This is a genomic window from Methylocaldum sp. RMAD-M (genome assembly GCF_017832375.1).
Taxonomy (GTDB): Bacteria; Pseudomonadota; Gammaproteobacteria; order Methylococcales; family Methylococcaceae; genus Methylocaldum.
Genome location: NZ_JAFIBZ010000034.1, coordinates 1 through 12,879, shown reverse-complemented (window position 1 = coordinate 12,879; position 12,879 = coordinate 1). Strand labels below are relative to the sequence as shown.

At 54.9% G+C, this 12,879-nt stretch carries 16 protein-coding genes; 15 read left to right on the top strand and 1 reads right to left on the bottom strand.

All coding sequences use genetic code 11. The features are described from left to right. Positions 1 to 165 precede the first annotated feature (165 nt). Positions 166 to 813, bottom strand: coding sequence for a lytic transglycosylase domain-containing protein (locus JOD69_RS21310; RefSeq protein WP_210024238.1), 648 nt, complete (start codon positions 811 to 813; stop codon positions 166 to 168). Positions 814 to 992: 179 nt separating this feature from the next. Between JOD69_RS21310 and JOD69_RS21305 the strand changes: the two genes are divergently transcribed. The 15 genes from JOD69_RS21305 (at position 993) to JOD69_RS21235 (ending at position 12,371) form a co-directional block, all read left to right on the top strand. Further along, entirely contained in the window at positions 993 to 1,295 is a 303-nt protein-coding gene (locus JOD69_RS21305) for a hypothetical protein (protein ID WP_156881808.1), read from the top strand. Next, on the top strand, positions 1,264 to 1,554 hold the full coding sequence (locus JOD69_RS21300) for a TrbC/VirB2 family protein (RefSeq protein ID WP_210024237.1): 291 nt from the start codon (positions 1,264 to 1,266) through the stop codon (positions 1,552 to 1,554). Before JOD69_RS21305 ends, JOD69_RS21300 begins: the two co-directional genes overlap by 32 nt. A 26-nt stretch (positions 1,555 to 1,580) precedes the next feature. Continuing rightward, on the top strand, positions 1,581 to 1,859 hold the full coding sequence (locus JOD69_RS21295; protein WP_210024236.1) for a VirB3 family type IV secretion system protein: 279 nt from the start codon (positions 1,581 to 1,583) through the stop codon (positions 1,857 to 1,859). Between the two features lie 10 nt (positions 1,860 to 1,869). Continuing rightward, positions 1,870 to 4,269: a VirB4 family type IV secretion/conjugal transfer ATPase gene (locus JOD69_RS21290; RefSeq protein WP_210024235.1), complete on the top strand. Its 2,400-nt coding sequence runs from the start codon at positions 1,870 to 1,872 to the stop codon at positions 4,267 to 4,269. Beyond that, complete coding sequence (locus JOD69_RS21285; RefSeq protein ID WP_210024234.1) at positions 4,266 to 5,057, top strand: type IV secretion system protein; 792 nt, start codon at positions 4,266 to 4,268, stop codon at positions 5,055 to 5,057. The genes JOD69_RS21290 and JOD69_RS21285 overlap by 4 nt, the downstream gene beginning before the upstream one ends. Positions 5,058 to 5,261: 204 nt before the next feature. Next, complete coding sequence (locus JOD69_RS21280; RefSeq protein WP_210024233.1) at positions 5,262 to 5,570, top strand: hypothetical protein; 309 nt, start codon at positions 5,262 to 5,264, stop codon at positions 5,568 to 5,570. 10 nt (positions 5,571 to 5,580) lie between these two features. Beyond that, entirely contained in the window at positions 5,581 to 6,594 is a 1,014-nt protein-coding gene (locus JOD69_RS21275; protein ID WP_210024232.1) for a type IV secretion system protein, read from the top strand. A 74-nt stretch (positions 6,595 to 6,668) separates the two neighbouring features. After that, complete coding sequence (locus tag JOD69_RS21270; RefSeq protein WP_156881801.1) at positions 6,669 to 7,355, top strand: type IV secretion system protein; 687 nt, start codon at positions 6,669 to 6,671, stop codon at positions 7,353 to 7,355. Then, positions 7,356 to 8,156, top strand: a complete 801-nt coding sequence (gene virB9 / locus JOD69_RS21265; protein ID WP_348529975.1) for a P-type conjugative transfer protein VirB9 — start codon at positions 7,356 to 7,358, stop codon at positions 8,154 to 8,156. A 10-nt stretch (positions 8,157 to 8,166) separates the two neighbouring features. Further along, positions 8,167 to 9,348, top strand: coding sequence for a type IV secretion system protein VirB10 (gene virB10, locus JOD69_RS21260; protein ID WP_210024230.1), 1,182 nt, complete (start codon positions 8,167 to 8,169; stop codon positions 9,346 to 9,348). Continuing rightward, on the top strand, positions 9,345 to 10,340 hold the full coding sequence (gene virB11, locus JOD69_RS21255) for a P-type DNA transfer ATPase VirB11 (protein WP_210024229.1): 996 nt from the start codon (positions 9,345 to 9,347) through the stop codon (positions 10,338 to 10,340). Before virB10 ends, virB11 begins: the two co-directional genes overlap by 4 nt. After that, positions 10,330 to 10,527 carry a hypothetical protein gene (locus tag JOD69_RS21250; RefSeq protein WP_210024228.1) on the top strand — a complete coding sequence of 66 codons (198 nt, stop codon included), beginning with the start codon at positions 10,330 to 10,332 and terminating at the stop codon, positions 10,525 to 10,527. Before virB11 ends, JOD69_RS21250 begins: the two co-directional genes overlap by 11 nt. Positions 10,528 to 10,756: 229 nt before the next feature. Next, positions 10,757 to 11,092, top strand: a complete 336-nt coding sequence (locus JOD69_RS21245; RefSeq protein WP_210024227.1) for a hypothetical protein — start codon at positions 10,757 to 10,759, stop codon at positions 11,090 to 11,092. Next, positions 11,092 to 11,709 (top strand): hypothetical protein, encoded by a 618-nt coding sequence (locus JOD69_RS21240; RefSeq protein ID WP_210024226.1) that lies wholly within the window; start codon positions 11,092 to 11,094, stop codon positions 11,707 to 11,709. Before JOD69_RS21245 ends, JOD69_RS21240 begins: the two co-directional genes overlap by 1 nt. Then, positions 11,706 to 12,371 (top strand): TraX family protein, encoded by a 666-nt coding sequence (locus tag JOD69_RS21235; protein WP_210024225.1) that lies wholly within the window; start codon positions 11,706 to 11,708, stop codon positions 12,369 to 12,371. Before JOD69_RS21240 ends, JOD69_RS21235 begins: the two co-directional genes overlap by 4 nt. Positions 12,372 to 12,879 lie beyond the last annotated feature (508 nt).

The window sequence follows — 12,879 nt, the reverse complement described above, 5'->3', positions numbered from 1 at the left end:
ACGCGTTTTTCATCTATGGCTGACAGAAAAAGTGTTACGCCACCATTACACTAATCTCCCGAATAAGTGTTCGACCATAGGATGAACGCTTAAAACGTGGGACCGCATACCTCATGCCCCGTATCTGATCCCACCGTCTTTACAGATAGAGAATCGAGACGACACTCATTCAATATCGATCAGATCGGTTTGGTCCTGCTCCTGACTCTGAATTGGCGCTTCTTCGTCAGTATCAGCGCGATCTGACTCGATATCGATCACGAATGACGTAGGAGCCTTATCTATACGGTCCGTGCGGCGAGGTAAAACGGAGACGTTAGCAGACAGTTGTTGTGTGGAAGTGGATGGCTGCGGAAGAGGTTTATCGAGGAGTTCATCGTAGGCAACTTGGACGGCCCGAGCGTACTGGCGCTGTTTTTTTGCGCTGCCCTTTTCGCCAGCATTATAGGCTCCCACGGCTCTCCACGTAGGTCCAACCCGGTTGATCTTCTCTCGTAAAATCCTCGCGCCCTGGAATATGTTTACGCATGGATCATCAAGCAGCGATTCCTCTGTAATCCCTTGCGCCGCCAGTCCCGGCAATTCTTGCGAATTGATTTGCATCACCCCTAGGTCATAGGTGCCGTTTCGGTTGCCGGCTGCGTATGGGGCTCGGTAAGCCCTGGCGTTATACCCGCTCTCCACTTTTCCAATCGCAGCCAGCAATCGCGGATCGAGGCCGTAAGCGCCGGCGGCTTCGTTCCAGCAAAAGGCGGTGGCTGACTGTGCGACAGAAAGCGCCGTGATAAACGTAAACGCCTGTTTTGTTGACATACCTGTCCTCCGTGTTAAGAAGCATGCTTCCTAACAACATAACTGCAGAGGACAACAAGTTCAATCACTATTGTAATACAAGAAGAATTTTTTGATTGACACAAATAGTTTTATGTTTACAAAATAGGTTATGCGATGACTAAAATTGATGTAACTCGCCAAAATCAGGGGTGTTGGTCATGTTTCTAGTGGACCAACGCCTCTTAGCCAAAATGTGGATAGAGCAAAACGGCGGGATAGGAATTGAGTTCCACCCGGTGCCAGGAAAAGGACCGCACAACTGGTGGGAAGCCCAAGTCGTTACCAGTCAAGGACGGGCGAGAGTGATCTCCGCGAGAGGCGGCGAGAAGAAGTGGCGGGATATCGGGGCGGCGATACGAGAGCTTAAGGAGATCCTGCCAGGCATCAGAGAAATGAAAGTGATTTTGGAAGCTGACGAAGGAGTGATCGATGAAAAAGCAACTAAAGAAGGTAGTGAATAGACAGGCACTTATCACGCTCACACTGCTGACCATGTCCGCAGACGCGTTAGCAGCCGGCAATGCGATCGAGTCTGGCCTACAAAGCCTGATCGATCTGTTGAACGGTGGCGTGGCCAGATCGATTGCAATCATCGCGGTGATTGGGTTTGGCATCGGTGCTTTGACTGGCCGGATCGATTGGACCAGGGCACTTCAGGTGATATTGGCGATTGGCATTATCTTCGGGGCGGCAACGCTCGTTGATATGTTCGCGGGCTGATGAACAGCGCCGAACAAGAGCAAGAGATGGTAGAGCCCTTGTACAAAGGGCTCACCAGACCTCCCATGATCCTGGGCGTCACAGACAGCTACGCCGTTATCTGTATGGTGATCGTTGTAACCATCTACGTCGGGGCGAAAAGCATGTTGTGGGCGCTCGCAACAGCGCCGGCACTGTGGCTGTTTGGCTATCTGGTGTGTCTCAAGGACCCGAGGTCGTTTGACATTTGGATCGCCAAAAGCCGCTACTTCATGAAGTGCCGGCGGCGTTCGGCCTGGGGTGGCAACAGCTACGATCCGTTTTAGGAGTCAGTCAATGTTCTGGCGCCACGTAAAACAACCCGAAAGCCGCTCTCTTCGCGAGCAGCGGCTGGAGGTGAAAGCCTCCGAATATATACCGTACACCTGCCATGTCGACGATCAGACGGTAAAGACCGTCGAAGGCAATTTTCTCCAAGTCATCCGTATCGGCGGCTTCGCTTTCGAGACGGAAGACCAAAGCATAATCAATCATCGGGCTATGGTCCGTAACTCGCTGCTTCGTAGCTTCAATAGCTCGGATATTGGCTTGTACGCTCATACGATCCGCCGCAAAAAGACGGTCTTACCAGAAGGCGCACAGCCGGCCGGATTCGCTCGCGATCTAAGCAACGCCTGGAAAGCACAGCTCAGTAAGCGTGAGCAGTACGTGAATGAGCTCTACCTCACCGTAGTGCACAAGCAAGGCGAAGGCGCCATTCGTAGCGCTCAGCACCTATTCACGGCTTTGTCTCACAAAATGGACGACGCCGAACGTCGAGCCTACGAAGCAAAAGCACGGGTAAGACTTGGCGAAGTCGTGCAAAACATTCTGTCCCATCTTCGCGCTTACGACCCGCGCGTGCTGCGCGTGATTGATACGGAGTACGGTCCGCAATCGGAAGTCATGAGCTTCCTAGGCTTTCTGCTCAACCTTTCCGAACAGCGCTACAGCCTGCCGAATCAACCGATCGCAAAGATTCTGCCAAACGTGCGACCGATCTTTCATGACAGCGGCATTATCGAAATTCGGCGCATGGCTGACCGGCTCTATGGCGGCATTATCAGCATCAAAGAGTACAACGCTTGGACAGCTCCGTCGCTGACGAATGACTTTCTGACAGTGCCTCAGGAATTCATTCTTACGCAAAGCTTTCGCTGTGAAGAGCGGGCGCTCACGCAAAGCGAGATACAACGCCAGCAAGGACGGCTACGCGGCACGCATGACAAGGGCGTAAGCCAAACAGAAGAACTTGATGCGGCTATGGACGAAGCGCTCGGAGACAGCGGGTTTGGGCTGCATCACTTCACGATCATGACATGGACTCATGATTACAAGAACCTAAACCGTCTGCTCGCTGATTGTAGCGCCGTGCTCGGCAGTCGAGGCATTACTGGCGTACGTGAGGACGTGAACTTAGAAGCCGCCTATTACGCTCAGCTTCCGGCGAACTGGAAATTCATTACCCGCGCGGCTCGCATATCCACGAAGAACTTTTCTCACTTCGTGAGCTTGCACAATTATCCGCATGGTCGGGAACGGGCACATTGGGGTCCGTCAGTCACGGTGTTGCAGTCGTCATCGGGGACACCGTACCACTTCAACTTTCATGTAGCCGATCGGGGCAATACGCAAGTCATCGGTCCCACTGGCAGCGGTAAGACTCTCACGTCCTGCTTTCTGTTTTCGGAAATGCTGAAGTATGGGGGCCGCCGAGTTTTGATCGATAAAGATCGCGGAATGGAGATCTTCATCCGCGCTGTCGGCGGAGCGTATTTCGAGATCCGCGCGGGACAGCCGACCGGCTGGAACCCGCTTCACTTAGACGACACGCCGCTGAACCGGGCGTTTCTTACTGATTTGTACAGGGCCATGCTGACTGTTGGCGGCGAGACGCTGACAACCGAAGAACTGTTGAAGATAGACGAAGTAGTCGCCAGCGGCTTCGATCCGATTCTGACGAAGAAAGAGCGTCGCCTCCGCCACGTTGCGCAACTGTTCGGCGTGTATGAAGGCAACAACCTAGCGCAGCGACTTCGGCTTTGGTATGGCGATGGCCGGCTAAGTTGGATGTTCGATAACGAAGAGAACACGCTGGATATCGATCGGTTAGTTACCGGATTCGATATGACGGACATTTTGGACGATACGCTCGCGCGTCGGGCGGCGCTGCTCTGGTTGTTCCACAATGTCGAATTGATGCTCGATGGCCAGCCGTTCGGATTGTTTCTAGATGAGGCCTGGAAAAGCCTCAGCGATCCGATCATGTGCAAAAAAATCGAAAATTTCGAGTTCGTTATTCGCAAGCGCAACGGTTTTGTAGCACTAGCGACTCAAGCGCCAGAAAGCATCATCCAGTCAGAGGCCGCCGCAGCGATCAAACAGCAGTCAGAGACAGCCATTCTTTTCCCGAATCCCCGGGCTGATCGTGACACCTACCGCGGCTATTTGGATTTGAGTGAAAAGCAATTCAAGTTGCTGAAGGAAGGACTTTCGCCAGAGTCGAGGTGCTTTCTTGTGAAGAACAGCCACGAAACCGTGCTGTGTCGACTGGACATGAACGGCATGGACGACTTTATCGCCGTGCTTTCGGGTAACAAGAACACTGTTCAACTTCTGGACAAGATCCGTGCGGAGGTTGGCGATGACCCGGCAATTTGGCTGCCGATTTTTAACTCAAGGAGAAAAACCCTATGAAAGTGAAGATTCAGAGATTTCTATCGCAATACGATCTTCGCCACGAGGCCATGGTTGCGGCCGCTCTGGTGATCGGGGTGGGGTCCATGGCCATGCCTGCGAACGCCATCGACCTAGTGCTTGATACCGCTAATTTGGCTCAGAACATCCAGACGGCCGCGAATATGGCGATGCAGGTACAGAAAGCGGCGGAACAGCTTTCGGTACTGAAGGACCAGTACGACACGCTCAAGGCCGAATATGAAGCGATCACCGGATCTCGTGGCATAGGCAATATCGCCAGGGGCGGCGTAGAGGACCAAATGGGCAATTGGGTGCAGAACGGCGTTAACCAGATGCTTGCCGAGTACAGAGCCGGCATCAACATGAACGGTGTGCTAGGCGCTCGCGTGAATGATCTGCGGAACGTGTATGCGCCGGTGACTGAGGACAACGTTTTGCTTTCAGACCAGCGCGCGGAAGAGATGAACTCGTATGGCGACGCTACCGGCATGACGCATGTGAGCCGCGCAACCGCAGAGCAGGTGCTAGCCGATATGAACGAGACGGCCGGGAGGATGCAGGTACTCGGCGCGCAGATCGAGAACACGGCGGACCTAAAAGCCGCGGTGGATCTTAACAATAGGTTGGTCTACGAGAACTTGCTGATGCAGCAATACCAGGCGCGATTGCAGGCGATGGCCCTGGCGCAGAATGCCGCTACCGGACAGCAAGAGCTTACCCGCTACGGCAATGGCCAACGCCGTTTTACGAGGGCATACCAGATCGCTGACCAGATGATCAATTAGGTGGTGTTTTAGGTGACGACATCCCCCGCCCAACTGGGCGGGGCTCTCATGGAGAAAGCTAATGAGACTCATCGCAGTGTTGATGGCAATCCTTGTATCAGGATGCGCCAACCTCAACAAACGCGAGCTCACTGCACCCTGCGCCAGCATTGGCGGTGACTGTGGGCCTAGTTATCAACTAAACCAGATACGTAGGACGTAAGAATGGACATCAAAACTGCTGTGATCCTCGGGTCTGCCGCCGCCTATGTATTTGGCTTTGGCAGCGGCTTCGCGGTTCGGTATTTCACCGTCCCGGCTGTGGATGTAGCTAAGCCGCCGCACAGCTTGGCCGAACTCAAATCGAACGAGGCTCTGACCAATGCTGAAGACAAGAACTGCGAGCAGGGCCAATACGACGGAGAGCCATGGAAGTTCGATTATTGCTCGGTGACGATGGGCCAGGCGAAAAAAGCGCATTACTTGGCTCGGTCGATGAAAGCAGCCGACAAATTGATCAATGGATCCAAATAGGTGCTGAGCCATGGCAGGCATCGAAAACATGTTTGCGAAGGTGGACGACCTAGCGACGGACTACGTCGCCGGCGGGTATCAGTCCGTCGCGAACGAGATAGCGCCGGCGTTTTGGACCGGCTTCACGCTATTCACGATAATTTGGGGAATTAACTATCTCCGCACCGGCCGCGGCAACTTTACCGACATAAGCATGACCATGATGCGTGGCGGCCTGATTGGCTACGTCGGGTTGAATTGGGGGGTATTTAGCGATTGGGCCTATGGCAGTTTGCAGGCGATTCAGGATCAACTCGGCGGCGTCTTAATGCAGATCGGCGACTACGGCGGCGCCGCGGCTCCGGGTGAAGGCGCCATATCGGGAGGGACAGTCATCGAGCAGGCGTTCGGGCGCATCTTAAAAGGCTTTAACGCGCTCCTGAGTCAGTTCGACATCATGGGCAATTGGGAGCCGCTGTTTGCGGGGCTCTTCATCCTGATAGGCGGAGTGCTTCTTCTAGGCTTTGGGGCATTCGTACTGCTGTTCTCAAAAATGGCGTTTGCCATAACCGTTGTCCTAGGTCCGGCATTTATACCGACAGCAATGTTCAGCGCAACACGTGACATCTTTGGCGCTTGGGTGCGGTCTGTCGTCGGTTTCACAGTAATCCCGGTTTTAGCTACGGGCGTAATCGCCTTCTCTCTAGCGCTTCTCGACGAGAACATCGCGGAAGCCGAGACGGGGCTTATCGACCTAACGACTGCGGCTGTGACCCTCTTTGTGATGGTCGCTATGTGGTACTTGATTCGCCAAGTTCCGAGTATCGCCGGGGGCATGGTGGGTGCGGCATCCGTTTCTGGCGCTAGCGCAATGGCGGACATGTTCACGAAGCCTCTTGCTCGCGAAATGACGGGCATAGGTATGGGAGCGCGTTATCTGCGTGATCGAGCGGCACAGCGCTGGGGTTCGAATGTTGAGCTCGGAAAGATCGAGACGGCTCGAAAAATTGCGCAGTCGGCAGAAAAGCGGCGCGAAGCAGCGTGATGGACGTAACGACTTTCGCAGCGAAAGTCGTGTGACGAGATCAGTGGGCGGCAAACGCAAAGGAGTAAAAAAATATGCGAGCTCAGTATTACCAGAACGCTGACCAGTGGGATGCCGAAGTCATTCGGTCGGCGAAAGTCTCACGCAATCGCGCCTATGTCTTCGCTGGTCTGTGTCTCGTCATAGCAGGCGTAGCGGTCGGCGCCGTGGCGGAACTTGCGAAGCGGCTTAAAGAGGTCAAGCCTCCTGTCGTGATCACGTACAACGAGCAAACAGGCGTCGTGCGTGCCGTTAACTACAGCGACGACGTTTCCAAGCTCACGGCGGATGAAGGCGTCATCAAGAACCTCGTCAACCAATTCGTCATCGCACGGGAAACCTGGGAACGGGGTGACGAAGACTACAGGCGCAGAGTCGTTGGGTTGCTGCTATCGCCTAAGTTGCTGACGGAATACAACGAAGAGTTTAACCGGTTCAATGGCAACTCAATGTTGGCGCGGTTCGGCGAGAAAGTCGTTAGGCACGTCGAAGTTATCGGCATCAACTTCTTGAACCGCAACACCGCGCATGTGCGCTTCGTGACGACGGACAAGACGAATAGCGACAAGACGGTAACAAATTGGGCTGCGGTTGTGGGCTTTGAATTTACGAAGAAACCGGAATCGGAGCAGGACTTGTTCATCAATCCCTTTGGCTTCCAGGTGACGACGTACCGCGTTGACCAGGAAGTGGCGGAAGCGACCGTAATTTCAGCACATTGAATGATTCGAGGGGGACTTATGAAACGTTTTTTATTCGCGATGGGCCTATGCGTGATCGGCGCCGAAACCATGGCCAAGGATGCCAAGATGCATTACATGCATGGTGACGCGCGTGTACAGAAGGTCGTTTATGACCCTTATGCCGTGGTTCCGCTGACTGGCGCTTTCGGCTACACGATGGCGGTCCGGTTCGGAGAAGATGAGCACATCACACGAGTATCGGCAGGTGACACGGTAGCTTGGCAAATCGTTGCCAAGAAAGGCAGCAACATCCTGTTTCTAAAGCCGCAGGAAGAAAATCCCGAAACCAATTTAGTGATATTCACCGATCGGCGCTCGTACCAGTTCAATCTACGCGCGATACGCCCGAAAGGCTTCGATGACCCCAGACTCACCTATCGAGTCGAATTTGAGTACCCGGAAGACGAGCTCCTTATCGCCCAACAGGAAGCCGAGGCAGAGCACAAAGGCATCGTCCAGGGTGCGAAGGCCAAGTCTCCCACGCAGTTCAATTTCAAATACTCGTTCAAGGGATCGAGCAGGGCCGCTCCGATCCAAACGTTTGACGACGGTGAGTTCACGTATTTCCGTTTCGCCGAGCATGAAAACGTGCCAGCCGTCTTCTTGGTGGACTCCGATAAAAAGGAAACATTGGTGAACTACCGGCGTGAAGGGGAATGGCTGGTAGTTGAGCGGGTCGCGCGGCAATACACGTTGAGAGCAAACAACAATCGCGATGTAGCTTGCGTGTTTAACGACGCCTTCCCGCAGCGAGAGAAATCGTCACTCGCGAGCCGATAAGAGACGCGCCATGGAACAACATATACCGGAACCCTTCGATCTTGACGCAGCGCTCGCCAAGGAGGCGCCGCTCTCGCCGCCGCAGAAAAAGAAAACCGGCTTGGTGATTTGGATGGCATTCGGGCTGTTGGCTGGGATCATTCTATACGCCGGCTTTGCCGCTGACCGCAACAAGAAAAATGACGGTCCGCCTACGCTCGGCGAAGGCACGGACGAATTTGTCCCAGGCTCGATGCGTAGGGCGCCACCTGCACCGATACCGAAAGAGGAAAAGGTACAACTCGCCGCGCCAGTGCCAGCTCCAGCACCGCCGCACAACGCGCCACAGCAGAAAGGCATGACGGATGCCGAGAAGTTGGCATACCTCCGCCAGCGAGCGCCAATCATGGTCGATAGTGGCGGAGAAGAGAGAGAAGACAGACAGCTGGTAAAGATGGCAACAAGCCAACACAGCGATCCATACATTCGGGACGAGTATGGCGCCGTTGTCGGACTGCGAGACACGCCGGCCGGAGCTCCTGGCGAAGAACCACAAGTAGAAAAGAGCTCAGACGAAGCGTTTTGGGAAAAAGCGAAGCAAACGACCGTAATCCGTGTAAAAGCCACGCCCCCGCAGAATCTTGAACATGTAATATCCGAGGGAAAGCTAATCGATGCCGTTCTGGAAACGGCCGTCAATAGCGACCTACCCGGTAAGGTTCGGGCGATGATCGACGAGGATGTGTACGGTGATCAAGGAGGCACGATCTTACTGCCGCGGATGACTCGATTGATCGGCGAATACAACAGCAAGGTTAGAAACGGACAAACGCGCGTGTTCGTGATCTGGACTAGAGCGATCAGACCGGACGGCGCGAGCATAAGCTTGGGTAGTCCCGGCACGGATTCAGTTGGGCGCTCCGGCCTAGCGGGCGAAGTCGATAAGCATTGGTTTGAAAGGTTCGGCACGGCTATTTTCCTGTCCATCGTCGGATCTGCTGGCCAAGCCGCAGTAAGCCAAGGCTCGGATGCTGCGGCGGCGTACTATCGCTTGGAAATCTCGAGGAATATCGCGCAAACGGCGAACGAAGCGCTCCGCTATAACCTGCGCATTCCACCCACAATCCATATCGATCAAGGAACCCGCGTCAAAGTCTTCGTGGCGCAGGATCTCGATTTCCGGGATGCGATGCGCCAGGCGGCGCCCGAATGAGTACGGAAGTTTTATCCGCCTTCCTCGGGCCATTGAGGCCGTTCCTGAGTGATCCCCAAGTCGAGGAAGCGCTGATAAATCGGCCCGGTGAGGTGTTCGTCGAACGCGCGGGCGATATGGTTCGGCATGAGGTCGACGACCTAAGCCGAAAACGTCTAATCGATCTCGCGGGACTGATCGCGACTTATACGAACCAAGTGATCAGCGAAGAAAAGCCGTTGCTGTCCGCTCAATTGCCGGAAGGCTATCGCGTTCAAGTCGTGATTCCTCCGGCCTGCCATCCTGAGCAATTCGGCTTATCGATCAGAAAACCCATGGGACGTAAGTTCTCGCTCGACGAGTACGAAGCGGCGGGCTCCTTTGATCCGGCATGGCGGCGGGATCAGCATTCACAATCCGATTACGGGCTCGGCGAACTGTACCGCACCGGCAAGATAAAAGAATTCCTGGCTCGCGCGGTCATTGCGCGAAAGAACATCGTTGTATCTGGCGGTACGGCCAGCGGCAAAACGACCTTCCTCAAGGCGCTAATTGAACTTATCCCGGCGCACGAACGGATTCTCACTATCGAAGACGTGCAAGAACTCGACGTGCCGCACATCAACAAGCTCCATCTTCTCGCATCCGCCGGTGGCCAGGGTAAGGCAAAAGTCGACTTTTACGCGTTGATCATGGCCTGTCTGCGCCTCCGGCCGGATCGGATCATTGTCGGCGAGCTCCGGGGCGGTCCTGGCATCAATGCGTTCTTCGATTCGCTCAACACCGGTCACGAGGGCTCGGTAAGTTCGGTACATGCGAACTCAACGGATGAGTGCTTCGAGCGGTTGACCGACATGGTCATGGACACGGAGCGCGGCCAAACGATGTCGTGGGATCAGATCCATCGAATGGTTCGCAAGCGGATCGATGTCGTCGTCCAGTTCGCCCGGCTTGAGAACAAGCGCCGGGTGATGACCGGCATCTATTATCGGGAAGCCGATCATGCTGGATAAGTACGAGCTGACTTGGCCGAAATTTCTCGTTTTATTCATTATCGCGTTGCTGGCCTATCCGGTCTTCTTCGTGCTTATTGGGGAACGGCATTGGTTAGTTGCCGCTTTTCTTTCCAGCTTGGCGGTCGCTGCGGCGGACCGCGTGAGGTATTGGATAGTAAAGCGTCTTCAGGAACGCAAACCGTAATGGCACTACGACGATAAGTGTCGCCTAACTTTCGCTGCGAAAGTCACATGACACAGAAACGAGCAATCGGGAGGAAAAATGGGGTATCCGGATTTGAGTGTGTTTTTCGGCAACTGCACTACGCGGCTTCCGTTCGCGTTCCAGTTCCACGAAGGGGATGTCGGCCATACCGTGGTCGTTGGCCCGACAGGCAAGGGTATGTCTGCGTTCTCCGCTGGCGAGGCTGACGATGAGCAGTGAAATCGCAAATGCCGTCGTCGAAACGGCGCTGATCGAGAAAATCCAGCGCCTGGAGCGATTCGTCGTCGAGCTACAAACCGAGCTTCAACGAGCGCGAGAAGTGTCCGTGGATACGATGCTTGGGCAGCTTCGCTTGCGTGAAGCTGTGCTTCTGTACGTTGGGCTAGACGCCAACAATTTCACGCAGCAGATCGCCGAGACGTTCGGCAGCGATGTTGCGCGGGCGGTATCGAACAGTTTGTTCGTACTCGACAACGCGCCCGTGCCGTCCGAGGCGCGCGAGGCGATCCGCAAAGCGACCAATCACGGGATGGACAGATGGTAATGAACGCTAAGCAACCGAATAAATTCGAGATCTTTGATCCGCGGGTAGGCGAATACGGGGTCATCCATAGCGTTAAGACTATTGGGGAAGCCATCGCAGAGGCGGAGAAAATAGGCGCGCAGCGATTTCACGGAACGGTCGGACAGGAACGAATTGAGTACGTAAAAAAGGATGGCGCATGGGCGCCCCGATACGAATCCAGCGAACAACCAAGAACCGGGGACATGTTCGCTCGGGCAAATGCCGCATTGAGCGAAGTGATGGCCAGACAGCCAGAAGCACCACAGCAAGCCGACCGAATTGTAGACGGTCACATCAGCCAGTCTCCGAGGCCGGCTATCACAAACGAACGGATCAGGAGTTATGTGCAGGATAAATATGACGAAATCGGTGTAGGGAGTCCACGGCCAACAGTTGGACGCGTGGTCGCGATCACAGACAGTGCGGTACAGATCGAACGAAACGATAAGAGCGTTGCGGAGCTCGATAGAGCGAAACTGTCGTATATCCCAAATGTGGGCGATCGAGTGTCTGTGACATACACCGGGACGGGAAACGCCACGGTACATTCACTGCCTGAGCGTACCAGGGAGAATGGACGGGAACTCGAACGGTGAGCTCCTGGGGGATTCGGGTCGGTAACGGAACGCTCGAAGCCCTCAAATGGCTTGCCGTGCTCTCGATGACGGCCGATCACGTAAATCGTTCGCTCGCCAATGGAGAGATTGCCGGATTCAGCGAGTTTGGCCGCTTGGCTTGTCCCCTGTTCGGATTCGTCTTCGGTTACAACCTGACCCGAGCCGATACCGTAGCGATGCCCCGCATTGTAACGCGGCTAGTCCTCGTTGGCGCCGTGGCATTGCCGTTTTATGTCCTAGCACTCAGCCTGGCCTGGCCACTCAATATTCTGTTTACATTCGCCGTTGCTGCCGGCGTCGTTTGGATCGATAGACGGTGGGATGGTTGGGCCGGATGGCTTGGAATGGTCGCGTTCGGGATTGTCGGCGGCGCACTCGTAGACATGCTTTGGATCGGTGTCGCCTACGTGTACGCCGTTTACCGTTGGATTCGGTTCGGCGGAGCTTGGGACTGCTTCGCCTTCCTGGTTCTATCGGGCCTGCTGGCCCTGATCAACAATTCGGCATACGGGCTCCTTGCCGTGCCGGTGGTGCTTCTAGCACGGCGGGTTGACGTGGAGGTGCCACGCTATCAGCGATTTTTTTATGTCTTTTATCCACTCCACCTTGCAACATTAGCCGCTCTGCGTTTAATCCGGTAGCTATGTATAACGACCTGCAATCATCCGCCTCGAACCAGGATTATTTGCAACTAAGATGGCCTTGACTGGCGGTACGGCCGTCTACAGACGGGCCGGTCACGGCCACGACCAATCCCCTCGGCGTCCTCAGATACGCAGGCGGCTTCGCGCTGCAAGCCCGCCACTCGGCGGGCGTGAAACGCCGTTGATGGCGCGTGTCTCAGCCTTCCAAATCGGGCATTAACCCGGCCTTCAATATCTTAATGTCCCTTTCGGCCTGAGCCTTCCGAAAAGCTCCCTGCCCACGTCCTTCCACACGCTCAGGGCAAACGCATCGAGGGGTCTCGTCAATACCATTCCCTCGGCGCGGATATCCGAGCGCCCAGGGAAATTCAGTGAACTATTTCACAGTGTGACTGGTGAATATTCACCACCCACTGACACAACCCTGTAACGCGGCGACTTTTAAGATCGCCTTTAGCGGTGAATTTGGCGCAATTGCGGGTGACGGACGCAACCGAACGGTGGG